The organism is Streptomyces sp. NPDC104367, assembly GCF_055583825.1.
The window spans coordinates 301,806-326,262 of record NZ_JBVJND010000002.1; the positions used below are offsets into that span (position 1 = coordinate 301,806).

The 24,457-nt window shown below is 72.1% G+C and carries 20 protein-coding genes; 8 read left to right on the forward strand and 12 right to left on the reverse strand.

Going from position 1 to position 24,457, the window contains the following annotated elements; translation table 11 throughout:
* Positions 1–112 precede the first annotated feature (112 nt).
* Together ACZ619_RS04190 and ACZ619_RS04195 are read right to left on the reverse strand one after the other, a co-directional pair.
* Positions 113–463 carry a chorismate mutase gene (locus ACZ619_RS04190; protein ID WP_469593851.1) on the reverse strand — a complete coding sequence of 117 codons (351 nt, stop codon included), beginning with the start codon at positions 461–463 and terminating at the stop codon, positions 113–115.
* Positions 464–497: 34 nt separating this feature from the next.
* Positions 498–1,394, reverse strand: coding sequence for a helix-turn-helix domain-containing protein (locus ACZ619_RS04195; protein WP_469594493.1), 897 nt, complete (start codon positions 1,392–1,394; stop codon positions 498–500).
* Between the two features lie 111 nt (positions 1,395–1,505).
* Between ACZ619_RS04195 and ACZ619_RS04200 the strand changes: the two genes are divergently transcribed.
* Together ACZ619_RS04200 and ACZ619_RS04205 are read left to right on the forward strand one after the other, a co-directional pair.
* A complete protein-coding gene (locus ACZ619_RS04200; RefSeq protein ID WP_469593854.1) occupies positions 1,506–3,257 on the forward strand; it encodes a glycoside hydrolase family 35 protein in 1,752 nt (583 codons plus the stop codon).
* Positions 3,258–3,384: 127 nt separating this feature from the next.
* Positions 3,385–4,275 (forward strand): hypothetical protein, encoded by an 891-nt coding sequence (locus tag ACZ619_RS04205; protein ID WP_469593856.1) that lies wholly within the window; start codon positions 3,385–3,387, stop codon positions 4,273–4,275.
* A gap of 90 nt (positions 4,276–4,365) precedes the next feature.
* Here the strand turns inward: ACZ619_RS04205 and ACZ619_RS04210 are convergent, their stop codons facing one another.
* Both ACZ619_RS04210 and ACZ619_RS04215 read right to left on the reverse strand, forming a co-directional pair.
* Positions 4,366–5,271 (reverse strand): SDR family oxidoreductase, encoded by a 906-nt coding sequence (locus ACZ619_RS04210; protein WP_469593858.1) that lies wholly within the window; start codon positions 5,269–5,271, stop codon positions 4,366–4,368.
* A 1-nt stretch (position 5,272) separates the two neighbouring features.
* The gene (locus ACZ619_RS04215) at positions 5,273–6,031 is read right to left on the reverse strand and encodes an SDR family oxidoreductase (protein ID WP_469593860.1); all 759 of its coding nucleotides are present in this window, start codon (positions 6,029–6,031) and stop codon (positions 5,273–5,275) included.
* Between the two features lie 101 nt (positions 6,032–6,132).
* Here ACZ619_RS04215 and ACZ619_RS04220 point away from each other — a divergent pair, with 101 nt between their 5' ends.
* From ACZ619_RS04220 to ACZ619_RS04235, 4 genes are read left to right on the forward strand one after another with little or no spacing between them, the layout of a single operon-like run.
* Entirely contained in the window at positions 6,133–6,894 is a 762-nt protein-coding gene (locus ACZ619_RS04220; RefSeq protein WP_469593862.1) for an enoyl-CoA hydratase family protein, read from the forward strand.
* A 7-nt stretch (positions 6,895–6,901) separates the two neighbouring features.
* Positions 6,902–7,735 carry a CoA transferase subunit A gene (locus ACZ619_RS04225; RefSeq protein ID WP_469594495.1) on the forward strand — a complete coding sequence of 278 codons (834 nt, stop codon included), beginning with the start codon at positions 6,902–6,904 and terminating at the stop codon, positions 7,733–7,735.
* Entirely contained in the window at positions 7,732–8,478 is a 747-nt protein-coding gene (locus ACZ619_RS04230) for a CoA-transferase subunit beta (RefSeq protein ID WP_469593864.1), read from the forward strand. Before ACZ619_RS04225 ends, ACZ619_RS04230 begins: the two co-directional genes overlap by 4 nt.
* Positions 8,478–9,542, forward strand: a complete 1,065-nt coding sequence (locus tag ACZ619_RS04235; protein ID WP_469593867.1) for an NAD(P)H-dependent flavin oxidoreductase — start codon at positions 8,478–8,480, stop codon at positions 9,540–9,542. Before ACZ619_RS04230 ends, ACZ619_RS04235 begins: the two co-directional genes overlap by 1 nt.
* A 6-nt stretch (positions 9,543–9,548) precedes the next feature.
* Here the strand turns inward: ACZ619_RS04235 and ACZ619_RS04240 are convergent, their stop codons facing one another.
* Genes ACZ619_RS04240 through ACZ619_RS04250 form a run of 3 tightly spaced genes read right to left on the reverse strand, consistent with a single transcriptional unit; the run spans position 9,549 to position 12,163 of the window.
* Positions 9,549–10,706, reverse strand: a complete 1,158-nt coding sequence (locus ACZ619_RS04240; RefSeq protein WP_469593870.1) for an acetyl-CoA C-acetyltransferase — start codon at positions 10,704–10,706, stop codon at positions 9,549–9,551.
* Positions 10,707–10,723: 17 nt separating this feature from the next.
* Positions 10,724–11,359: a TetR/AcrR family transcriptional regulator gene (locus tag ACZ619_RS04245; protein ID WP_469593872.1), complete on the reverse strand. Its 636-nt coding sequence runs from the start codon at positions 11,357–11,359 to the stop codon at positions 10,724–10,726.
* Positions 11,360–11,374: 15 nt separating this feature from the next.
* A complete protein-coding gene (locus tag ACZ619_RS04250) occupies positions 11,375–12,163 on the reverse strand; it encodes an SDR family oxidoreductase (protein WP_469593875.1) in 789 nt (262 codons plus the stop codon).
* 64 nt (positions 12,164–12,227) lie between these two features.
* Here ACZ619_RS04250 and ACZ619_RS04255 point away from each other — a divergent pair, with 64 nt between their 5' ends.
* Both ACZ619_RS04255 and ACZ619_RS04260 read left to right on the forward strand, forming a co-directional pair.
* Complete coding sequence (locus ACZ619_RS04255; RefSeq protein ID WP_469593876.1) at positions 12,228–13,367, forward strand: acyl-CoA dehydrogenase family protein; 1,140 nt, start codon at positions 12,228–12,230, stop codon at positions 13,365–13,367.
* A 1-nt stretch (position 13,368) separates the two neighbouring features.
* On the forward strand, positions 13,369–14,334 hold the full coding sequence (locus ACZ619_RS04260) for an acyl-CoA dehydrogenase family protein (RefSeq protein WP_469593878.1): 966 nt from the start codon (positions 13,369–13,371) through the stop codon (positions 14,332–14,334).
* Between the two features lie 69 nt (positions 14,335–14,403).
* Here the strand turns inward: ACZ619_RS04260 and qcrB are convergent, their stop codons facing one another.
* The 5 genes from qcrB to ACZ619_RS04285 all read right to left on the reverse strand — a co-directional run bounded on the left by qcrB (position 14,404) and on the right by ACZ619_RS04285 (position 24,175).
* The gene (gene qcrB, locus ACZ619_RS04265; protein WP_469593880.1) at positions 14,404–16,065 is read right to left on the reverse strand and encodes a cytochrome bc1 complex cytochrome b subunit; all 1,662 of its coding nucleotides are present in this window, start codon (positions 16,063–16,065) and stop codon (positions 14,404–14,406) included.
* Between the two features lie 77 nt (positions 16,066–16,142).
* Positions 16,143–16,868, reverse strand: a complete 726-nt coding sequence (locus tag ACZ619_RS04270; RefSeq protein ID WP_469593882.1) for a VWA domain-containing protein — start codon at positions 16,866–16,868, stop codon at positions 16,143–16,145.
* Positions 16,869–17,019: 151 nt separating this feature from the next.
* A complete protein-coding gene (locus ACZ619_RS04275; RefSeq protein ID WP_469593884.1) occupies positions 17,020–18,480 on the reverse strand; it encodes a glutamate synthase subunit beta in 1,461 nt (486 codons plus the stop codon).
* Positions 18,473–22,984 (reverse strand): glutamate synthase large subunit, encoded by a 4,512-nt coding sequence (gltB, locus tag ACZ619_RS04280; protein WP_469594497.1) that lies wholly within the window; start codon positions 22,982–22,984, stop codon positions 18,473–18,475. The genes ACZ619_RS04275 and gltB overlap by 8 nt, the downstream gene beginning before the upstream one ends.
* A gap of 459 nt (positions 22,985–23,443) precedes the next feature.
* Positions 23,444–24,175: a VIT1/CCC1 transporter family protein gene (locus tag ACZ619_RS04285; protein ID WP_469593886.1), complete on the reverse strand. Its 732-nt coding sequence runs from the start codon at positions 24,173–24,175 to the stop codon at positions 23,444–23,446.
* Between the last annotated feature and the right edge of the window lie 282 nt (positions 24,176–24,457).

The following is a 24,457-nucleotide window of genomic DNA, read 5'->3' on the forward strand; positions in this document are numbered from 1 at the left end:
GGTAAGCGGCTTATGTCCGGTCGGCAGGAGCGGAAAGCTGAGGTGACGGCGCTGGTGGAGGCGCTCGGACAGGCGCTCCGGGCGCCTGTCCGGGCGCCCCGGCGCCCTCGGGTCAGTGCGTGTCCGCCGCCCGGCCGTTGACGGTGTCCTCGGCGATGGACTCGTGGTGCCTGATCACCTCGGCGATGATGAAGTTCAGGAACTTCTCGGCGAAGGCCGGGTCGAGCTTGGCGTTCTCGGCGAGGGCGCGCAGCCGGGCGATCTGCCGGGCCTCGCGGGCCGGGTCGGCCGGGGGCAGCCGGTGCACCGCCTTGAGGCGGCCGACCCGCTGGGTGGCCTTGAAGCGTTCCGCGAGCATGTGGACGACGGCCGCGTCGATGTTGTCGATGCTGTCGCGCAGCCGGCCGAGCTCCTCGCGGACGGCGGGGTCGACGTCACCGGTACCGGTGTTGCTGGTGGTCATGGGCGTCCACCCTATGCGGTGCGCCGCGCGATCCCTAAGGGCCGTCGGCCGGCCCGGCCACCGGCGGCCCCGGTTCGCCCGGCTCGTGCAGGCCGTCGCCCCAGTCGTCGGGCACGGCGCGGCTCTGCTGGGCGCGGAACCGCACGGGGGCCGCGCCGACACGGCCGGTGAACAGACGGGAGAAGTAGGCCGGATCGTCGTAGCCGACCCGGCGGGCGACGGCGGCGACGGAGAGCGTGGTGGTCGCCAGGAGCTCCTGGGCGCGGCCGAGCCGGATGCCGATCAGGTAGTCCTTGGGACTGCAGCCCGCCACCCGGCGCACGGCGGCCCGCAGCTCGGCCGGGGCCATGCCGAGCCGGGCCGCGTGGTCGGCGACCGTCATCCCGGTGCAGGCGTCCCGCGCGAGCGCGTGCAGCACCGGGTCCCCGTCGGGGGCGAGGTCGGCACGCGCGCGGCGCAGTGCGACGAGCAGCTCGTGGACGGCGGCGCCGGTCTCGACCTCCAGGAGCGGGTTGCCGCGGCGGGCGGCCCTGGCGATCCTGGCGATGACGTCCCGGGGGCCGGTGGCGTCGGAGAGGGGCACCACGGGCCGCTCGGGCTCGATGTAGCCGAGTTCCGTGTAGGTCTCGGTGTCGGGGCCGGTGAAGGTCACGAAGGCCTCGTCCCAGCCGGTCTCCGGGTCGGGCCCGTAGTGGTGCGGGACGCCCGGGGTGAGCCACACCAGCGCCGGTGCGACGACGGCGGTGCTGCGCCCGTCGGGCGTGCGGTACCAGCCCCGGCCCGAGCTGATCACGATGGCGACGTGGTGCTCCAGCAGGCGCGGGCCGACGGCGGGCACGGCGCCGTGCTGGAGGCCGACGCCCCAGCAGGCCAGTCCGAGCCGGCGGTGGGCGGTGCCGGGTGTGAGGAACCGCATCCAGGTGCGGAAGATCGGCACCCCTCCCGGCACTGCGCGCTCCTTCTGGTCCGTCGGCCCATTCGTCCAAGTGCTGCCGATCTTTGTCCATGGTCCCGGCCCCCGCCGGCAGGCCAAGGTGAGCCTATGAACGACTTTACGGTGGGTGAGACGGATTTCCTGCTGGACGGCAGGCCGGTGCGGCTGCTGTCCGGCGCGCTGCACTACTTCCGGGTGCACGAGGAGCAATGGGGACACCGGCTGGCGCTGCTGCGCGCGATGGGGCTGAACTGCGTGGAGACGTACGTCCCGTGGAACCTGCACGAGCCGCGTCCGGGCACCTTCCGGGACGTGGCGGCCCTCGGCCGCTTCCTGGACGCGGCGCGGGAGGCCGGCCTGTGGGCGATCGTGCGGCCGGGGCCCTACATCTGCGCGGAGTGGGAGAACGGCGGTCTGCCGCACTGGGTGACGGGTGAGCTGGGCGCACGCGCGCGTACGCGTGACGAGCGTTTTCTCGGCCATGTGGACCGCTGGTTCCGCACGCTGCTGCGGGAGGTCGCGCCCCGGCAGCTGGACCGGGGCGGCCCGGTGATCATGGTCCAGGTCGAGAACGAGTACGGCAGCTACGGCTCCGACGCCGACTACCTGGCCCACCTCACCGAACTGCTGCGCGCCGAGGGCGTCACGGTGCCGCTGTTCACCTCGGACGGCCCCGAGGACCACATGCTCAGCGGCGGCTCCGTGCCGGGGCTGCTCGCGACGGTGAACTTCGGCTCCGACGCGCGCGCGGCCTTCGAGACGCTGCGCCGCCACCAGCCGCGGGGCCCGCTGATGTGCATGGAGTTCTGGTGCGGCTGGTTCGACCACTGGGGCGGCGAGCACGTCGTGCGGGACGCGGACGACGCGGCCGCGGCCCTGCGGGAGGTCCTGGAGTGCGGGGCGTCGGTCAACGTCTACATGGCGCACGGCGGCACCAACTTCGCGGGCTGGGCGGGCGCCAACCGGCCGGGCGGCGAACTGCACGAGGGCCCGCTGGAGGCGGACGTCACGTCGTACGACTACGACGCCCCGATCGACGAGTACGGCCGTCCCACGGAGAAGTTCCGGCGCTTTCGCGAGGTGCTCGCCGAGTACGCCTCCGGCCCGCTGCCCGAACCGCCGTCCGCGCCGGCGTCGCTGGCCACCGCCGCGGAGGCGGGGCTGACCGCCTGGGCGCCCCTGCCGGCGGTCCTGGAGGCCCTCGGCACCCCGGAACGCGTGCACCCCGTCCCGCCCACCTTCGAGGAACTGGGCATCGCCCGCGGCCTGGTCCGCTACGAGGTGGACGTGCCGGGGCCGCGCCGGCCGTACCCGCTGACCGCGCGGGGCCTGCGCGACCTGGCGGTCGTGTACGTCGACGGCGAGCGGGCCGGTGTCCTCACCGAGGAGGAGCCCCAGCTCAAGGAGCCGGTCGCGGGCCCCGCGCGCGTGGAGCTGTGGGTGGAGTCCCTGGGCCGCGTCAACTACGGTCCCCGCTCGGGCGAGCCGAAGGGCGTCACCGGCGGTCTCCTGCACGAGCGCCAGTTCCTGCACGGCGTACGCGCGCGTGGCCTCGACCTGGACGCGTTCGACGGGGGCGTGGACGAGGTGCCGTTCGGCGCGCTCCCGGAGGACGGCGCGCCGGGCCTGTACCGGGGCACGCTGGCGGTCCGCGGCGCGGGCGACGCCCGCCTGGAACTCCCCGGCTGGACCCGTGGCTTCGTCTGGGTCAACGGCTTCAACCTGGGCCGCTACTGGTCGGCGGGACCGCAGGAGTCCTTGTACGTCCCCGGGCCGGTCCTGAAGGAAGGGGAGAACGAGGTCTGGGTCCTGGAGCTCCAGGAAACCGTGCAGCGAACGGTACGGGCAGCGCCCCTCTAGGGGCGCGGGGAACCGCGCGGTCGGCCCCGCTCGCCCGCGGTGTCCGAACAGCCCTCCGCCCCCCGATCTCCGCCGTCCCCGCCTACTCTGGGAAGAGACTCTGGCGGCGTCTGTGGGGGTAGGGGACGTGGCGAACGGCGGCCCGGTGGAACACGGCTACCCGCACCTGGACACCGTGCGGGCCGCCATCACGGCGTTGTACCGACGCCTCTCGTACGACACCGTCCAGACCTTCGCCACCAGCGTGGCCCCGGCCGACGTGGCGTTCTGCGACACCGACGACCTGCACCTCGGCGCACAGCGCGTCGCCCGCGAGATCGTCCGGCACTTCCGGCTGCCGGACGCCCGCATGATCGTCGGCTTCAAGGACATGACCCACGCGGCGAACGTCGAACTCACCGCGGGCCCGGAGTACTTCGTCGAGCTGAACGACCGCTTCCGCAGCCACCGCAGGGACATCGGCGCGGCCCTGGCCCACGAGGTGATGCACGTCTATCTGCACCGTCTGGACCTGTCCTTCCCGAGCACCCGGGAGAACGAGATCCTCACGGACACGGCGACCACCTACCTGGGCGCGGGCTGGCTGCTCCTCGACGCGTACCGGGAGCACGGCGAGGCCTCCCAGAAGCTGGGTTACCTCACCCCGGAGGAGTTCGGCTACGTCCTGGCCAAGCGCGCCCTCGTCTTCGGCGAGGACCCGTCCGTGTGGTTCACCAGTCCACAGGCCTACACGGCGTACGGGAAGGGCATGGCCCGGGCCCGCGAGGACGAGGAGCAGCCGCCGCTGAGCGCGGCCGGCTGGGCGGGCCGCCGCCGCTACGCGCGCGACCGCCGGCACGCCCCCGCGGCGCCCTCCCCGCAGCCCGGGGCCCCCTACGCCTTCTCCCCCGACAGCGGCGGCCGCCTGCGGGTCTCCTTCGCCTGCCCGACCTGCCACCAGCGGATCAGGGTGCCGGTGCGCGGCCGGGTACGCGCCCGCTGCTCGCTGTGCCGGACGGTGCTGGAGTGCGACACGTAGGAACGAGCGGCCCACGGGGCCCGGCCGCGGGGGACGCACGGAGCACACGGAATCAGGCGGCTCCCCGATGCCCGGGGTGCCGGTGAGGTGTCACGCGCCGTACACCGCGCCCGGCGGCGCCGCCTCGGACAGCAGTTCCAGCGCGGTCTCCCCGGCCTCCGCGGCCGTCCGGCGGTCCCCCCTGTCGGCGGTCGGGCCGGGCCGCCAGCCCTCCATGACGGTGATCCGCCCGCCCTCCGCCTCGAACACCCGGCCGGTGACGCCGGCGCTCGCGGCGGAGCCGAGCCAGACCACCAGCGGCGAGACGTTGCCGGGCGCCATGGCGTCGAAGCCGGATTCGGGAGCGGCCATGGCGTCGGCGAAGGCGCGCTCGGTCATCCGGGTGCGGGCGGCCGGGGCGACGGCGTTGACCTGGACGCCGTAGCGGGCCAGCTCGGCCGCCGCGACCAGGGTGAGGCCGACGATGCCGGCCTTGGCGGCGCTGTAGTTGCCCTGTCCGACCGAGCCCAGCAGGCCCGCCCCGCTGCTGGTGTTGACGATCCGGGCCACCGGGGCGCGGCCCGCCTTGGCCTCGGCCCGCCAGTGCGCGGCCGCGTGCCGCAGCGGCAGGAAGTGGCCCTTGAGGTGCACCCGCATCACCGCGTCCCAGTCGTCCTCGTCGAGGTTGACGAGCATGCGGTCGCGCAGGAACCCGGCGTTGTTGACGAGGGTGTCGAGCCGGCCGTACGCGTCCAGGGCCGCCGCCACCAGCGACCGGGCCCCGGCGGCCGTCGCGATGTCGCCGCCGTGCGCCACCGCCTCGCCGCCCGCCGCCCGGATCTCGTCCACGACGGCCGCGGCGGGGCTGTCCGGGCCCGGCAGTCCGTCGAGGCCGACCCCGAGGTCGTTGACGACGACCCGGGCGCCCTCGGCGGCGAAGGCGAGCGCGTGGGCCCGGCCGAGGCCGCGCCCGGCGCCGGTGACGACCACGACCCGGCCCGCGCAGATTCCACTCATGTCAGTCCTTCCCGTCGGACGGCTTGTTGGCGGTCGCCGCGGCCAGGAAGGCCGGCCGCTCCCCGCCCCCGTGCACGAGCAGGCTCGCCCCGCTGATGTAGGCGGCCGCGTCGGAGGCGAGGAAGGCGGCGGCGGCGCCGACCTCGGACGGGGCGGCGAGCCGGCCGAGCGGCACCGTGCCGGAGACGGCGTCGATGCCGTCCTGGCCGCCGTAGTGGAGGCCGGACAGTTCGGTGCGGACCATGCCGACCACGAGCGTGTTGACCCGGACCTCCGGCGCCCACTCCACGGCCATGGACCGGGCGAGGTGCTCCAGCCCGGCCTTGGCGGCGCCGTAGGCGGCCGATCCCGGCGAGGGGCGGCTGCCGCTGACGCTGCCGATCATCACCACCGCGCCCCGGGCCTGCCTGAGCCGCTCGTAGGCGGCGAGGGAGGCGGTCAGCGGGGTGAGGAGGTTCAGCTCGATCACCCGGGCGTGCCGCTCGGCGTCCGCGTCGGCGAGCCGCCGGTAGGGCGTGCCGCCCGCGTTGTTGACGAGCACGTCGACGCGCGGCAGGGCGTCGAAGAAGGCGCGTACGGCGGGCGGGTCGCGCAGGTCGAGGGGGATGAACTCGACGCCTTCGAGGGGTTGTTCGGGCGGTCGGCGGGCGCAGGCGAGGACGTGGGCGCCGGCCTCGGCGAAGGTCCGGGCGATCCCGGCGCCCACGCCCCTGGTCCCGCCCGTGACGACCACGGTCCTGCCGCGCAGCGAGTTATCCACAGGGCCTCCCGCTCGTTGGCACCGGCTGCTAGCTTCGAAGCCTCACACCTAACAAATGTTTGGTGGAAAGGCAGCTGAGTGCGAAGGTAGCTGATGCGTCCATGGGTGTCTCCACCTCGTGTCCGGAAAAGGGCATCGCGCTTGTCACGGTCGACTTCCCCCCGGTGAACGCACTGCCGGTGCGCGGCTGGCTGGAGCTGGCGGAGGCCGTGCGCGCGGCGGGCCGCGATCCCGGGACCCGGTGCGTCGTGCTGGCCGCGCGGGGCCGCGGCTTCAACGCGGGCGTGGACATCAAGGAGATACAGACGGCCGGGAACGGCGCCCTGCTGGGTGCCAACCGGGGCTGCGCGGAGGCGTTCGCGGCGGTGTACGAGTGCGAGACCCCGGTGGTGGCGGCGGTGCGCGGGTTCTGCCTGGGCGGCGGGATAGGCCTGGTGGGCAACGCGGACGCGATCGTGGCCAGCGAGGACGCCGTCTTCGGTCTGCCCGAGCTGGACCGGGGCGCCCTGGGCGCGGCCACGCATCTGGCCCGCCTGGTCCCCCCGCACCTGATGCGGACGCTGTACTTCACCTCCCGCACGGCGACCGCGGCCGAGCTGCACGCGCACGGCTCGGTGTGGCGGGTCGTGCCGGGCGGCGAACTGGACCGGGCCGCGCTGGAGCTGGCCCGGGAGATCGCCGCGAAGGACGGCCGGCTGCTGCGGCTGGCGAAGGCCGCCATCAACGGCATCGACCCCGTCGACGTACGGCGCAGCTACCGCTTCGAACAGGGCTTCACCTTCGAGGCCGCCCTCAGCGGGGTGGCCGACCAGGTCCGCGACACCTTCGGGAAGGAGGTTGCCGGCAGTGCCGAGAACAACTGACAAGACGATGACCGCCGACGAGGCCGTCTCGCGGCTGACGAGCGGCATGACCCTCGGCATCGGCGGCTGGGGTTCCAGACGCAAGCCGATGTCCCTGGTCAGGGCCCTGCTCAGGACCGGCATCGACGATCTCACCCTGGTCTCGTACGGCGGCCCGGACGTCGGGATGCTGGTCGCGGCCGGCCGGGTGCGCAAGCTGGTGACGGCCTTCGTCACCCTCGACTCCGTCCCGCTGGAACCGCACTACCGGGCGGCGCGCGAGCGCGGTGCGTTCGAGCTGACGGAGGTCGACGAGGGCATGTTCATGTGGGGCCTGCACGCGGCCGCGAACCGGCTCCCGTTCCTGCCCGTGCGGGCCGGGATCGGCTCGGACGTCATGCGGGTCAACCCGGGTCTGCGCACGGTCACCTCGCCCTACGACGACGGGGAGACGTTCGTGGCGATGCCCGCCCTGCGCCTGGACGCGGCCCTGGTGCACGTCAACCGCGCCGACCGGCTGGGCAACGGCCAGTACCTGGGCCCCGACCCGTACTTCGACGACCTGTTCTGCGAGGCGGCGGACGCGGCCTATGTCTCCTGCGAACGGATCGTGGACACGGCCGAGTTGACGAAGGAGGCGGCCGTGCAGTCGCTGCTGGTCAAGCGGCTGAACGTGACGGGGGTCGTGGAGGCCCCCAACGGCGCGCACTTCACGTCCTGCGCGCCCGACTACGGCCGGGACGAGGAGTTCCAGCGGCTGTACGCGACCACCCCCTGGGAGGACTTCGCGGCCCGCTTCCTGGCCGGAGGCGAGCAGGACTACCGGTCGGCGGTGCGCAACTGGCAGGAGGAGCGGGGATGACGGACACGGCGCTCACCGGCGTACTGCGCTCCGACCACTGTGTCGTGGCCTGTGCCGAGGCCTGGCGGGGCTCGGGCGAGATCCTGGCCAGCCCGATGGGGCTGATCCCGTCCCTGGGCGCGCGGCTGGCCCGGCTGACCTTCGCGCCGGACCTGCTGCTGACCGACGGCGAGGCCCTGCTGGTCCGCCCGGACGGGACGCCGGAGGGCTGGCTCCCCTACCGGCAGCACCTCGCCCTGGTGTCCGGCGGCCGGCGGCACGTGATGATGGGCGCGAGCCAGCTCGACCGGTACGGCAACCAGAACATCTCCTGCATCGGCGACTGGTCGCACCCCCGCCGCCAGCTGCTCGGGGTGCGCGGGGCGACGCTGAACACACTGAACAACCCGACGAGTTACTGGGTCCCGAAGCACTCCCGGCGGGTGTTCGTGGAGAAGGTCGACATGGTGTGCGGGGTGGGGTACGACCGGGTCGCCGCGCATCCGGGCACCGAACGCTTCCACCGCGTCCCGAGGGTCGTCACCGATCTGGGCGTCTTCGACTTCGAGACGCCGGACCGCTCGATGCGGCTGGCCGCGCTGCATCCGGGGGTGGGCGTGGACCGGGTGCGGGAGGCGACGGGCTTCGAGCTCACCGTCCCGGACGAGGTGCCCCGCACCCGCGATCCGAGCGAGGAGGAGCTGCGGCTGATCCGCGAGGTGCTCGATCCGGGCGGCGCGCGGACGAGGGAGGTCGCGGGCTGATGGAGACCGCGCTCACCAGGCTGGTCGGGGTCCGGCACCCGATCGTGCAGACCGGGATGGGGTGGGTGGCGGGCCCCCGGCTGGTCTCCGCGGCGGCCAACGCCGGGGCGCTCGGCATCCTGGCCTCGGCGACGATGACCCTGGACCAGCTGCGGGCCGCGATAGCGGAGGTGCGGTGCCGCACGGACGCCCCGTTCGGGGTGAACCTCCGGGCGGACGCGGCCGACGCGGGCGACCGGGTCCGGCTGATCGTCGAGGGGGGTGTGCGGGTGGCGTCCTTCGCGCTGGCCCCGTCCCGTGAGCTGATCGCCGAGCTGAAGGAGGCGGGCGTGGTGGTGATCCCGTCGGTCGGGGCGCGGCGGCACGCCGAGAAGGTGGCCGCGTGGGGCGCGGACGCGGTGGTCGTGCAGGGCGGCGAGGGCGGCGGGCACACCGGGGAGGTGGCGACGAGCGTGCTGCTGCCGCAGGTGGTGGACGCGGTGCGGATACCGGTGGTGGCCGCGGGCGGCTTCTTCGACGGGCGCGGGCTGGTGGCGGCGCTGGCCTACGGGGCGGCCGGGGTCGCCATGGGGACCCGGTTCCTGCTCACCTCCGACTCCACCGTCCCGGACGCGGTGAAGGCCAGGTACCTGGCGGCGACGGTCCGGGAGGTCACGGTGACCAGGGCGGTCGACGGGCTGCCGCACCGGATGCTGCGGACCCCGCTCGTCGACTCGCTGGAGAACACCGGCCGCACCCGGCGGCTGCTGCGGGCCGTGCGCCACGCGGCGGCCTTCCGCAGGCTCTCCGGGCTGACCTGGCGGCAGCTGGTCCGCGACGGGGCCGGCCTGCGGCACGGCAAGGACCTGTCGTGGAGCCAGGTGCTGCTGGCGGCCAACACGCCGATGCTGCTCAGGTCGGCGATGGTGGACGGCCGCACGGACCTCGGGGTGATGGCGTCCGGGCAGGTCGCCGGGGTGATCGACGACCTGCCGTCGTGCGCGGAACTGGTGGACCGGATGATGGCCGAGGCCCGGGACGTCATCGACGCGCTGCCGGGGGCGGGGGCGTCGCTGCGCGGATGACGGGGTTCACAGCCGTTCGATGATCGTCACGTTCGCCTGGCCGCCGCCCTCGCACATGGTCTGGAGGCCGAAGCGGGCGTGGGTGCGTTCGAGTTCGTGCAGCAGGGTTGTCATCAGCTTGACGCCGGTCGCGCCGAGGGGGTGGCCGAGGGCGATCGCGCCGCCGTTGACGTTGACCCGGGCGGGGTCCGCGCCGGTCTCCTTGAGCCAGGCGAGGACGACGGGCGCGAAGGCCTCGTTGATCTCGACGAGGTCGATGGCGTCGATGGTGAGGCCGGTCTTCTTCAGGGCGTGCGCGGTGGCCGGGATCGGCGCGGAGAGCATCCGGATGGGGTCCTCGCCGCGGACGGAGAGGTGGTGGACGCGGGCGCGGGGGCGCAGCCCGTGTTCGCGGACGGCCCGTTCGGAGGCGAGGAGCATCGCGGCGGCGCCGTCGGAGACCTGGGAGGAGCAGGCGGCGGTGATGGTGCCGCCCTCGACGACCGGCTTGAGGGAGGCCATCTTCTCCAGCGAGGTGTCCCGGCGCGGTCCCTCGTCCACCGAGACCGGGCCGTAGGACACGGTCTCGCGCTCGAAGCGGCCCTCGTCGATCGCGCGCAGCGCCCGCCGGTGGGAGCGCAGCGCGAACTCCTCCTGGTCCTGGCGGCTGATGCCCCACTTGGCGGCGATCATCTCGGCCCCGGCGAACTGGTTGACGGGCTGCCTGCCGTACCGGGCCCGCCAGCCCTCGCTGCCGAGGAAGGGGCCCTCGGTCAGGCCGAGCGGCTCGCCGGCCTGCCGGGAGGCGAAGGCGATGGGGATCAGGGACATGTTCTGGACCCCGCCGGCGACCACCAGGTCCTGGGTGCCGGAGAGCACGGCCTGCGCGGCGAAGTGCACGGCCTGCTGGGAGGAACCGCACTGCCGGTCGACGGTCACACCCGGCACCTCCTCGGGCAGCCCGGCCGCCAGCCAGCAGGTCCGGGCGATGTCACCGGCCTGCGGACCCACCGCGTCCAGGCAGCCGAAGACGACGTCCTCGACGGCGGCCGGGTCCACGCCGGACCGGGCGACCAGTTCCCTGAGCACATGCGCGCCCAGGTCCGCCGGATGGACCGCGCCGAGCCCTCCCCCGCGCCGTCCGACGGGCGTACGCACCGCTTCGACTATGTAGGCCTCGGCCATGTCAACTCCCCAGTGGGTCAGGTACGTACGGCGATCCCGTCCAGCACCATCGACAGGTACTGCCGGGCGATCTCCTCCGGGCTGTGCTGTCCGCCGGGCCGGTACCAGGACGCGGCGACCCACACGGTGTCGCGCACGAACCGGTAGGTGAGGCGGACGTCGAGGTCGGCGCGGAAGACCTGGGCGGCGACCCCGCGCTCCAGCGTGGCCAGCCACGCCTTCTCGAACCTGCGCTGCGACTCGGCGAGGAAGCCGAACCGGTCCTGCGCGACCAGTTGCTTGCTCTCCTTCTGGTAGATCGCGACGGCGGCGCGGTGCCGGTCGATCTCCCTGAACGACTCGGTGACGAGGGCTTCCAGGGTCTCGCGGGGACCGAGTCCGGCGTCCAGGACGGTGTCGTAGCCGTCCCAGAGCTCGTCGAGGAAGGTCCGCAGGATCTCCTCCAGCATCGACTCCTTGGAGTCGAAGTGGTAGTAGAGGCTGCCCGCGAGCATGCCCGCGTGGTCCGCGATCTTGCGTACGGTGGTGGCGTTGTAGCCCTGCTCGGCGAAGACCTCGGCGGCGGTCTCGAGGAGTTCGCGCCGCCGGGCCTGCGCGGCGGCGGCCGCGGGCTTTCTCGCGGCGGTCACCTGGGGCTTCTTCTTGGTCGGCACGGGTACATTCTGGTCCTACGGGTGCTGGCTGCTGACGGAGAGGACCTCTCCGGTGAGGTACGAGGAGTAGCCGGACGCGAGGAAGACGATCGCGTTGGCCACCTCCCAGGGCTCGGCGTGGCGTCCGAAGGCCTCGCGCGCGGTGAGTTCCGCGAGCAGTTCGGCGGAGGTCACCTTCACCAGGTGCGGGTGCATGGCGAGGCTCGGTGCCACGGCGTTGACCCGGACCCCGTACGCGGCGGCCTCGATCGCCGCGCACCGGGTCAGCGCCATCACCCCGGCCTTGGCGGCGGCGTAGTGCGCCTGGCCGGCCTGGGCGCGCCAGCCGACGACGGACGAGTTGTTGACGATCACGCCGCCGTGCCCGCCGTCGCGGAAGAGCCGAAGGGCCGCGCGCACACAGCGGAAGGTGCCGTTCAGGGTGACGTCGAGGACCCGGGACCACTGCTCGTCGGTCATGTCGGCGAGGGTCGCGGTGCCGCCGAGTCCGGCGTTGTTGACGACGATGTCCAGCCGTCCGTGCTCCCGTACGGCGGTGTCGAACAGGGCCCGCACCTGGGCCTCGTCGGTCACGTCGCAGGCGAGGGCGGTGACGGCCCCCGGGTACCGGCCGGCCAGTTCGGCCTCGTGCTCCTTCAGCCGCCGCGCGTGCGCGTCGCTGATCAGCACGCGGGCGCCCTCCTCCAGGAAGCGGCGCGCGGTGGCACCGCCGATGCCCGCCCCGGCCGCGGCCGTGATCACGGCGGTGCGCCCCTCGAGCAGCCCGTGCCCGGGCACGTACTCCGGAGTCTCGACGCCTGTCATGACCCCACGCTAACCTACCAAACACTTGTTAGGGAAGGATCAGGGAAGGACGGCGACAGCGACTGTGGACCTGACCCGCGCCCCGGCCGACGAGGAGTTCCGCGCCGAGGCCCGCGCCTGGCTGGCGGAGCACGTGCCCGACCCCCCGCTGCCCTCGCTGGAGACCGCGGCGGGCTTCGCGGCGCACCGCGCCTGGGAGGCCGAACTGGCCGCGGACCGCTGGTCGGTGGTGTCCTGGCCGCGGCGGTACGGCGGCCGGGACGCCGGACTGGTCCGCTGGCTGGTCTTCGAGGAGGAGTACTACGCGGCGGGCGCCCCGGGCCGGGTCGGCCAGAACGGCGTCAGCCTGCTCGCGCCGACCCTCTTCGAGCACGGGACGGAGGAGCAGCGGGCCCGGGTGCTGCCGCCGATGGCCACCGGCGAGGTGGTGTGGGCCCAGGCCTGGTCCGAGCCGGAGGCCGGCTCCGACCTGGCCTCGCTCACCTCCCGGGCGGTGCGGACGGACGGCGGCTGGCTGCTCGGCGGCCAGAAGACCTGGTCGTCGCGGGCGGCCTTCGCGGACCGCGCGTTCGGCCTGTTCCGCAGCGATCCGCACGCCCCGAAGCCGCACCAGGGCCTCACCTACCTGATGTTCGACCTGCGCGCGCCGGGTGTGACGGTCCGTCCCGTCGGCCGCCTCGACGGCAAGCCGGCGTTCGCCGAGCTGTTCCTGGACGAGGTGTTCGTGCCCGACGCGGACGTGATCGGCGAGCCGGGCCAGGGATGGCGGATCGCGATGTCGGCGACGGGCAACGAGCGGGGGCTGACACTGCGGTCACCGGGCCGGTTCCTGGCCGCCGCCGACCGGTTGCTGCACCTCTGGCGGGCGCAGGGCGCCCCGGAGTCCGCGGCAGCCCGGGTGGCCGACGCGGTCATCGGCGCCCGCGCGTATCAGCTCTTCACCTACGCGGCCGCCTCCCGCTTCCTGGACGGCGAGTCCCTGGGCCCGGAGTCCAGTCTGAACAAGGTGTTCTGGTCCGAGCTGGACCTGGCGCTGCACGACACGGCGCTCGATCTGCTGGGTGCGGAGGGCGAGTTGGCCGACACCCCGTGGTCCGAGGGGTACGTCTTCTCGCTCGCGGGCCCCGTCTACGCGGGCACCAACGAGATCCAGCGCGACATCATCGCCGAGCGCCTGCTCGGCCTGCCGAAGGGACGCCGCTGACATGCGCTTCCTCCTCGACACCGAACAGCGGGACTTCGCGGCCTCGCTCCGGGCGCTGCTCGCGGCAGCGGACACGCCGGCCGTGGTACGGGACTGGAGCCGCGGGGAGCATGCGAGCGGGCGGGCGTTGTGGGGGCGGGTGGGCGAGGCGGGGGTGTTCGGGCTTGCGGTACCGGAGGAGTACGGCGGGGTGGGGCGCAGACCTGTCGAACTCGCCTTGGCCTTCGTCGAGTTGGGGCGCCATGCGGTGCCGGGGCCGCTGGTGGAGACGGTGGCCGCGGCGGTGCTGCTCGCTGAGAGTGCCGACCTCGCCAAGCGGTTTCTGCCGGGGATCGCGGTGGGCGAGACGATCGCCACGGTGACGACGGACTTCGTCGAGCACGGGTACGGACACGCGCTGGACGGGGACGTGGCGGGGCTGCGGCTCGCCGCGACGCCGGACGGGCTGCGGTTGTCGCCCGGTGCCGGTCCGGTGCGCCGGTCGCTGGACCCCGCGCGTCGGCTGACACCGCTGCCTCCGGTCGGTGAGCTGATCAGCGCGGAGCCGGCGTGGGCGCAGGCGCTGCCCTGGACGCGGCTCGCCACGGCCGCGCAGGCGTTGGGGGTGGGTCTGGCGCTGCTCGACAGAACGGTGGCGTACGTCAGGCAGCGAACTCAGTTCGGGGTGCCGATCGGGTCGTTCCAGGCGGTCAAGCACCGGTTGGCCGACGCGAAGATCGCCTTGGAGTTCGCCCGGCCGCTGGTCTTCGGGGCGGCGGTGACGATGACTCCGTCGGATGTGGCCGCGGCGAAGCTCAGCGCGTGCGAGGCGGCGTGTGTGAGTGCGGGGGCCGCTCTGCAACTGCATGGCGCGATCGGCTACACCGCGGAGTACGACCTGTCGCTCTGGCTGACCAAGGCACGGGCCCTGCGGGGTGCTTGGGGGACGCCGGAAGAGTGCAGAGGGGTGGTGCTCGATCGTCGTTAGCTGCGGGCCGGTGGGGGCTGGTCGCGCAGTTCCCCGTGCCCCCGAAGGGGGCGCTTCCCCTCGGGGCGATCAGTGGTGGTCCCCGCTCGTGAGCTCCCGGTACTCCTCCTGCGTCGGCTTCGGGATGTGGGTGTCCGGGCCGAACATCGCCCTGGCCAGGCTCGCGCGCACCCGCTGGGTGACGGTGACCCTGCGCCGTACCCCGCCCGCGTCCTCCAGCGGGCCGAGTTCGTACGGCGGGTTCTGCTCGTGCTGGGTGAGGGTGAACAGGCTTTCCTGGCCGAGGGGTTCGTGGACCTCGATGTACTCGCCGTGCGGGAGCAGCTTGATGAGGCCGGTCTCCCTGCCGTGCAGGACCTTGTCGCGGTCGCGGCGCTGGAGTCCGAGGCAGACCCGCTTGGTGACGACGAAGGCCAGCACGGGGACGACGAGGACGGAGATCCGGACGAACCAGGTGATCGAGTTGATGGAGAGATGGAGATGGGTGGCGACGACGTCGTTGCCGCCGCCGAGCAGCAGCACGAAGTAGAGGCTGAGCCAGGCCACGCCGAGGGCGGTGCGGACGGGCGCGTTGCGCGGCCGGTCGAGGATGTGGTGCTCCCGCCTGTCGCCGGTGATCCACCCCTCGATGAACGGGTAGACGCCGATGGCCAGCAGGAACAGCGGGAAGACCGAGAACGGGATCAGCACGCCCAGTTCCAGGGTGTGCCCCCAGGCGTTGATCTCCCACCCCGGCATCACCCGGATCAGCCCCTCGGAGAAGCCCAGGTACCAGTCGGGCTGCGCGCCGGTGGTGACCAGGTCGGGCCGGTAGGGGCCGAACGCCCACACGGGGTTGACCGTGGCGATGCCGCCCATGAGCGCGAGGACGCCGAAGACGAGGAAGAAGAATCCGCCGGCCTTGGCCATGTAGACGGGCAGGAAGGGCATGCCGACCACGCTCTTCTGGTCGTGTCCGGGCCCCGGGTACTGGGTGTGCTTGTGGTAGAAGACCAGGATCAGGTGGGCGACGACCAGCCCGAGCATGATCCCGGGCAGCAGCAGGACGTGGATCGGGAAGAACCGCGAGATGATGTCGTGGCCCGGGAACTCCCCGCCGAACAGGAACATCGAGATGTACGTCCCGACGATCGGGATCGACAGGATCGCGCCGTCGGCGAACCGGACGCCGGTGCCGGAGAGCAGGTCGTCGGGGAGCGAGTAGCCGGTCAGGCCGGTGAGGATGGCCAGGAACAGCAGGGTCCAGCCGAGCAGCCAGTTGACCTCGCGCGGCTTGCGGAAGGCGCCCGTGAAGAACACCCGCATCATGTGGACGACCATCCCGGCCACGAAGACCAGCGCCGCCCAGTGGTGGATCTGCCGGATCAGCAGTCCGCCGCGCACGTCGAAGCTGATGTGCAGCGTCGACTCGTACGCCTTGGTCATGATGATGCCGTTCATCGGCTCGTAGGTGCCGTGGTAGACGACCTCGGCGCCGCTGGGCTCGAAGAACAGGGTCAGGTAGACGCCGGTGAGGATCAGGATGAGGAAGCTGTAGAGGCAGACCTCACCCAGCATGAAGGACCAGTGGTCCGGGAACACCTTGCGCATGTTGGCCTTGGCCAGGGAGTACAGTCCCAGCCGGTCGTCGGCCCAGTCCGCGAGCTTCTCGCCCTTGCCCGGGGGGTCGTCCCTGCGCGCGGAACTCCCCACCCGTGCCGAGCCGTTCACCGTTCGTGCCGCGTCGTCCATACGTCGCGTCGCCTCCCCGCCGGATCACCCCTCAGGGTGGCACGCCGGGGCGCTCCAGCCAACGGGGCCGCGTGAGTTCAGCCCGCCCGCACGATGCCCGCCGTCCGCGCCGCCGCCAGCCACTGCGGGAAGTCGCCGACGAGGCGGTCGTACAGCACGCCGTCCGGTACCTCCATGGGGTCCGAACCGGCGTGGAAGAAGCCCGCGTTGTCCACGACCCGCTTGGCCGGCACCGGGAGGTCGTCGAGCCGGCGCAGGAAGTCGAACTGCTTGCTGCCCGCGTCGCCGAAGCCGACGAACTGCCAGAACAGCGGCAGCTTCGCCGCCTTGCACAGGTACCGTTCCGCGGCGAGCTTGTTGATCGGACCGCCGTCGGTCTGGAAGACGACCAGGGCGGGCGCGGTGGACCCGCTGTCGAGGTAGTGGTCGATGACGGCGTCCATGGCCAGGTGGTAGCTGGTCTTCCCCATGTGCCCGAGCCCGGCCGCGATCTTCTCGATACGGCCCTGGTGCCCGGCCAGTTCGATGTCGGTGACCGCGTCGATGTCGGTGGAGAAGAACACCACCGGCACCCGCCCGTCGTCGTCCAGGTGCGCGGACAGGCCCAGCACCCGGTCGGCGAGCGCCTGCACGCTGCCGTCCGCGTAGTACGGCTTCATGGAGCCGGAGTAGTCGACCACCAGGTAGACGGCGGCCCGCAGCCCGTCGAGTCCGTGCTTGGTGAGCGAGATCCCGGCGCTCCGGTAGGCCCCCACCAGAGCGGGCGCGTCCTGCTCCACCTTGTCGAGACTGATCGCGGCCATCCTGCTCCCCCTCAACTCATGGTCAGGAGGCCGACATTACTTGATCAGCACAAATGCGGCGGCGCCTGCCCATCGTCCGGTCGGGGACTGTGGGGCAGGCGCCGTCTGTGTTCCGTACGCCGTTGTACGGGACGTTCGGTGAGCCGGTGGCTCAGACCATCAGGGAGCGGTCCGTCGGGCGGATCGGGGCCGGGAGGTCGCTCGCGCCCGTCAGGAAGCGGTCGACGCCCTTGGCGGCCGAGCGGCCCTCGGCGATCGCCCAGACGATGAGCGACTGGCCGCGGCCCGCGTCACCGGCGACGAAGACACCGGGGACGTTGGTCTGGAAGTCGGCGTCGCGGGCGACGTTGCCGCGCTCGTCGAGTTCGAGACCGAACTGGTCCACGACACCGTTCACCCGGTCGGTGCCGGTGAAGCCCATGGCGAGGGTGACCAGCTGGGCCGGGATCTTGCGCTCGGTGCCCGGCTTCGGGGTCAGCCTGCCCTCGACGAACTCCACCTCGGTGAGGTGCAGCCACTGGACGTTGCCGTCCTCGTCGCCCTCGAAGTGGGTGGTGGAGACGGAGTAGACCCGCTCGCCGCCCTCCTCGTGCGCCGAGGTGACCTTGTAGAGCATCGGGAAGGTCGGCCACGGCTGGTTCGGCGCGCGGTCCTCGCCCGGCCGGGGCATGATCTCCAGCTGGGTGACGGAGGCCGCGCCCTGGCGGTGGGCGGTGCCGACGCAGTCCGCGCCGGTGTCGCCGCCGCCGATCACGACCACGTGCTTGCCCTCGGCCGAGATGGGCGACACCACGTAGTCGCCCTCCTGGACCTTGTTGGCCAGCGGCAGGAACTCCATCGCCTGGTAGACGCCCTTGAGCTCACGGCCGGGGACCGGGAGGTCGCGGGCGGTGGTGGCGCCGGCGGCGATGACGACCGCGTCGTACCGCTTCTTGAGGTCGGTCGCCTTGAGGTCGACGCCGATCTCGATACCGGTACGGAAGCGGGTGCCCTCCGCGCGCATCTGCTCGATACGGCGGTTGATGTGCCGCTTCTCCATCTTGAACTCGGGGATGCCGTAGCGGAGCAGGCCGCCGATGCGGTCGGCGCGCTCGTAGACGGCGACCGTGTGGCCGGCCCGGGTCAGCTGCTGGGCGGCGGCGAGGCCCGCCGGGCCCGAGCCGATCACGGCGACGGTCTTGCCCGACAGGCGCTCGGGGGACTGCGGGGCTACGGTGCCCTCGTCCCACGCCTTGTCGATGATCGAGACCTCGACGTTCTTGATGGTGACGGCCGGCTGGTTGATGCCGAGCACGCACGCCGACTCGCACGGGGCCGGGCACAGGCGGCCCGTGAACTCCGGGAAGTTGTTCGTGGCGTGCAGGCGCTCGGAGGCCGCCGTCCAGTCCTCGCGGTAGGCGAAGTCGTTCCACTCGGGGATCAGGTTCCCGAGCGGGCAGCCGTTGTGGCAGAACGGAATGCCGCAGTCCATGCACCGGCTGGCCTGCTTGCTGATGATCGGCAGCAGCGAACCCGGGACGTAGACCTCGTTCCAGTCCTTGACACGCTCGGTGACGGGACGGGTCTTGGCGACCTCACGGCCGTGGTTCAGGAAGCCCTTCGGGTCAGCCATTGATCGCCGCCTCCATCATCTTCTCGTGGGTCTCGGTCTCGGAGAGACCCGCTCGCTCGGCGGCGTCCTTGGCGGCGAGCACTGCCTTGTACGTGCTGGGGATGATCTTGCTGAACCGCTGTACGGCCGCGTCCCAGTCGGCCAGCAGCTTCTCGGCGACCGTGGAGCCGGTCTCCTCGGCGTGGCGGCGCACCACGTCGTGCAGCCACTGCCCGTCGGTGTCGTCGAGGGCCTCGACGGCGCCGACGTTGCCGGAGTTGACGTTGTCGACGTTCAGGTCGATGACGTACGCGACGCCACCGGACATGCCGGCCGCGAAGTTGCGGCCCGTCTCGCCGAGGACGACCGCCCGGCCGCCGGTCATGTACTCGCAGCCGTGGTCGCCCACGCCCTCCGAGACCACCAGCGCGCCGGAGTTGCGGACGCAGAACCGCTCGCCGGTACGGCCGCGCAGGAACAGCTCGCCGCCGGTCGCGCCGTACGCGATGGTGTTGCCCGCGATCGTCGAGTACTCGGCGAGGTGGTCGGCCGCCCGGTCCGGACGGACGACGACACGGCCGCCGGAGAGGCCCTTGCCGACGTAGTCGTTGGCGTCGCCCTCCAGGCGGAGCGTGACACCGCGCGGCAGGAAGGCGCCGAAGGACTGGCCGGCCGAGCCGGTGAAGGTGATGTCGATGGTGTCGTCGGGCAGTCCCGCGCCGCCGAACTTCTTCGTCACCTCGTGGCCGAGCATGGTGCCGACCGTGCGGTTGATGTTGCGCACCTTGATCTGGGCGCGCACCGGCTGGGCGTCGGTGGCGCTGGAGGCGGCCAGGGCGTCGGAGGCGAGCTTGATCAGCTCGTTGTCCAGGGCCTTCTCCAGGCCGTGGTCCTGCGCGACGGTCCGGTGCAGGGAGGCGCCCTCGGGCAGCTCGGGCACGTAGAAGAGCGGGGCCAGGTCCAGGCCCTGCGCCTTCCAGTGGTTCACGGCACGGGTGACGTCGAGCGCCTCCGCGTGGCCGACGGCCTCCTCGATGGTGCGGAAGCCCAGCTCGGCGAGGATCTCGCGGACCTCCTCGGCGATGAACTTGAAGAAGTTCACCACGTACTCGGCCTTGCCGGAGAAGCGGTCGCGCAGCACCGGGTTCTGGGTGGCGACGCCGACCGGGCAGGTGTCGAGGTGGCAGACGCGCATCATGATGCAGCCGGAGACGACGAGCGGCGCGGTCGCGAAACCGAACTCCTCGGCGCCGAGCAGCGCGGCGATGACCACGTCACGGCCGGTCTTCAGCTGGCCGTCGGTCTGCACGACGATGCGGTCGCGCAGGCCGTTGAGCAGCAGGGTCTGCTGGGTCTCGGCGAGGCCGAGCTCCCAGGGACCGCCCGCGTGCTTCAGCGAGGTCAGCGGGGAGGCACCCGTGCCGCCGTCGTGACCGGAGATGAGCACGACGTCCGCGTGGGCCTTGGAGACACCCGCCGCGACCGTGCCGACGCCGACCTCGGAGACCAGCTTGACGTGGATCCGGGCCTTCGGGTTGGCGTTCTTCAGGTCGTGGATCAGCTGGGCGAGGTCTTCGATGGAGTAGATGTCGTGGTGCGGCGGCGGCGAGATCAGGCCGACGCCCGGCGTCGAGTGACGCGTCTTGGCGACCCACGGGTAGACCTTGTGGCCGGGCAGCTGGCCGCCCTCGCCGGGCTTGGCGCCCTGGGCCATCTTGATCTGGATGTCGTCCGCGTTGACCAGGTACTCGGAGGTCACGCCGAAGCGGCCGGAGGCGACCTGCTTGATGGCGCTGCGCCGTGCCGGGTCGTACAGGCGGTCCGGGTCCTCGCCGCCCTCACCGGTGTTGGACTTGCCGCCCAGCTGGTTCATGGCGATGGCGAGGGTCTCGTGGGCCTCGCGCGAGATGGAGCCGTACGACATGGCACCGGTCGAGAAGCGCTTGACGATCTCGGAGACCGGCTCGACCTCGTCGACGGGGATCGACGGGCGGTCGGACCTGAAGCCGAACAGGCCGCGGAGCGTCATGAGGCGCTCGGACTGCTCGTTCACTCGGTCCGTGTACTTCTTGAAGATGTCGTAGCGGTTCGCGCGCGTCGAGTGCTGGAGGCGGAAGACCGTCTCCGGGTCGAACAGGTGCGGCTCGCCCTCGCGGCGCCACTGGTACTCGCCGCCTATGTCGAGGGCGCGGTGGGCCGGCGCGATGCCGGAGGCCGGGTAGGCCTTGGCGTGGCGGGCGGCGACCTCCTTGGCGACGACGTCGATGCCGACGCCGCCGATCTTGGAGGCGGTGCCGTTGAAGTACTTCTCGACGAAGCCCGCTTCGAGACCGACGGCCTCGAAGACCTGGGCGCCGCGGTAGGAGGCGACCGTCGAGATGCCCATCTTGGACATGACCTTCAGGACGCCCTTGCCGAGGGCGTAGATCAGGTTGCGGATGGCCTGCTCGGACTCCATGCCCGGCAGGAAGGTGCCCGCGCGGACCAGGTCCTCGACGGACTCCATGGCCAGGTAGGGGTTGACGGCGGCGGCGCCGAAGCCGATCAGCAGGGCGACGTGGTGGACCTCGCGGACGTCACCGGCCTCGACGAGCAGGCCCACGTGGGTGCGCTGCTTGGTGCGGATGAGGTGGTGGTGGACGGCCGCGGTGAGCAGCAGCGACGGGATCGGCGCGTGCTCGGCGTCCGAGTGACGGTCCGACAGGACGATGAGCCGGGCGCCGTTCTCGATGGCGGCGTCGGCCTCGGCGCAGATCTCCCCGATGCGCGCGGCGAGGGAGTCGCCGCCGCCGGAGACCCGGAACAGACCGGACAGGGTCGCGGCCTTGAAGCCGGGCATGTCGCCGTCGGCGTTGATGTGGATGAGCTTGGCCAGCTCGTCGTTGTCGATCACCGGGAAGGGCAGCACGACGGAGCGGCAGGACGCGGCCGTCGGGTCGAGCAGGTTGCCGGCCGGGCCGAGGGACGAGCGCAGCGAGGTCACGAGCTCCTCGCGGATGGCGTCCAGCGGCGGGTTGGTGACCTGCGCGAACAGCTGGGTGAAGTAGTCGAAGAGCAGCCGCGGGCGCTCGGAGAGCGCGGCGATCGGGCTGTCCGTGCCCATCGAGCCGATCGGCTCGGCGCCGGCCTTGGCCATCGGCGCGAGGAGGACGCGCAGCTCTTCCTCGGTGTAGCCGAAGGTCTGCTGGCGGCGGGTGACCGAGGCGTGGGTGTGGACGATGTGCTCGCGCTCGGGCAGGTCGCCCAGCTCGATCTCGCCGGCCTCCAGCCACTCCGCGTAGGGCTGTTCGGCGGCGAGGGTCGCCTTGATCTCGTCGTCCTCGATGATGCGGTGCTCGACGGTGTCGACGAGGAACATCTTGCCGGGCTGGAGCCGGCCCTTGCGGACGACCCTGGCGGGGTCGATGTCGAGGACGCCGACCTCGGAGCCGAGGACGACCAGGCCCTCGTCGGTGACCCAGTAGCGGCCGGGGCGCAGACCGTTGCGGTCGAGAACGGCGCCGACCTGGGAGCCGTCGGTGAAGGTGACGCAGGCGGGGCCGTCCCAGGGCTCCATCATCGTGGAGTGGAAGCCGTAGAAGGCGCGGCGGGCCGGGTCCATGGAGTCGTGGTTCTCCCACGCCTCCGGGATCATCATCAGCACGGAGTGCGGCAGCGAACGCCCGCCCAGGTGCAGGAGTTCGAGCACCTCGTCGAAGGACGCCGAGTCGGAGGCGTCCGGCGTACAGATGGGGAAGACCCGGTCGAGGTTGTCCTGCGGGCCGAACAGGTCGGAGACCAGCTGGGACTCGCGGGCGACCATCCAGTTGCGGTTGCCCTTGACGGTGTTGATCTCACCGTTGTGGGCGACGAAGCGGTAGGGGTGCGCGAGCGGCCACGACGGGAAGGTGTTCGTGGAGAACCGGGAGTGCACGAGCGCGATCGCGGAAGCGAACCGGCGGTCGGACAGGTCCGGGAAGAAGGGCTCCAGCTGGCCGGTGGTCAGCATGCCCTTGTAGACGACGGTCCGCGCGGACAGCGACGGGAAGTAGACGCCCGCCTCGCGCTCGGCGCGCTTGCGCAGCACGAACGCCTTGCGGTCCAGCGCGATGCCCTCGCTGGCGCCGTCGGTGACGAACACCTGCCGGAAGACCGGCATGGTGGAGCGGGCGGTGGCGCCGAGCAGCCCCGGGGCGACCGGGACCTCGCGCCAGCCGAGGACGGTGAGGCCCTCCTCGGCGGCGATCGCCTCGATCCGCGAGACGGCGTCCTCGGTGCCGTCCTCGGGGAGGAAGGCGATACCGACGGCGTAGGAACCGGCCGTCGGCAGCTCGAATCCGGCCACCTCGCGGAAGAACGCGTCGGGCACCTGGGAAAGGATGCCCGCGCCGTCACCGGAGTCGGGCTCGGAACCGGTCGCGCCGCGGTGCTCCAGGTTGCGCAGAACCGTGAGCGCCTGCTCGACCAGCGCATGGCTCGCCTCGCCGGTGAGGGTGGCCACGAAGCCGACGCCACAGGCGTCGCGCTCGTTGCGGGGGTCGTACATACCCTGCGCAGCAGGGCGAGCATCCATGAACGACCAGTTCTGGCCATTCGTGGAGTGCTGGGACGGCTGGCGCGGCGTACGCATCGGCTCTCCCGTCGTCGTCAGTGGCATATAGCAGGTGCCGAGGGACGACGCTGGCCCTCTGCGATTTTTGTTGCGAAATTTCACGCAGGTTACATGATGGAGCGGTTCTCGGGAACTGGAAACACCGTTCCAACATGCGGACGCCGTAGGGGTATACGGCCAGGTACCGCGCGAGGCGGTCGAAGTATCAGGGGACCGATCCGGACAGATCCGTGTCCATCGGCCCGAGGGGCGGGGCGAACGTCATCGACGCCCCACGAGGTGCACGACAGGCGTCATTGCCCGCGGCGCTTACGGCTCATGCCCAGTGGTTAAGCATTCGAAACCAGCGAGTAACGGGTACTTATGCGGCCCAACGCATAGCTACCAGTCGAGCTATCCTACGGCCGTTCCGAACAGACTGCCCAGGGCGTACGTCACACCGGCCGCCGCACCGCCCAGCGCGAGCTGCCGCAGACCGCTGAACCACCAGCTCCGCGCGGTCACCTTGGCCACCACGGCACCGCAGGCGAACAGGCCGGCGAACGCGAGCAGCAGGGCCGGCCAGAGCACGGCCGCCCCGAGCAGATAGGGCAGTACCGGCAGCAGCGCGCCCAGCGCGAACGAGCCGAAGGAGGACACCGCGGCGACCAGCGGCGAGGGCAGGTCGCCGGGGTCGATCCCGAGCTCCTCCCGGGCGTGTATCTCCAGGGCCTGCTCGGGGTCGGCGGACAGCTGCCGGGCGACCTCGCGGGCGAGCCCCGGCTCGACGCCCCGCGCCTCGTAGAGCGCGGCCAGCTCGGCCTCCTCGTCCTGCGGATGCCTGCGCAGCTCCGCGCGCTCCACGTCCAGCTCGGCCTCGACGAGCTCGCGCTGCGAGGCGACGGAGGTGTACTCGCCGGCGGCCATGGAGAAGGCGCCGGCGGCGAGGCCGGCGAGCCCGGTGATGACGATGGTCCGGTGACTGACGGCGCCGCCCGCCACACCGGTCATCAGGGCGAGGTTGGAGACCAGGCCGTCCATGGCGCCGAAGACGGCCGGCCGCAGCCAGCCCCCGTTCACATCGCGGTGGGTGTGGTTGTCGCGATGCGCCTCGTGCAGTGTCGCCTGGGTCTCGATGACGGCCATGACAGTCCCCCAACAGATCTGGAAGCAGCACCCAGCTAAGCTGAGGCAAAGCTAACTTTGGACAAGTTCTATCTTTCGACAACACTGACACTACGCCCCGTCATTCCCCTCCGCCAGCAAGGAAAGGCTGGGCTAACCTGCGGTTTTACCACTGACCGCTCAGGTGTGCGAAGTGCTGCACATATGTCGACCGGGTGATGCAGGGGCCTTCCAGGCTGCGGTCAACCGCCGTTGGTGGGACACATCCGCCAACGGTTCCGCGCCCCGCGCGAAGCCCTTCCC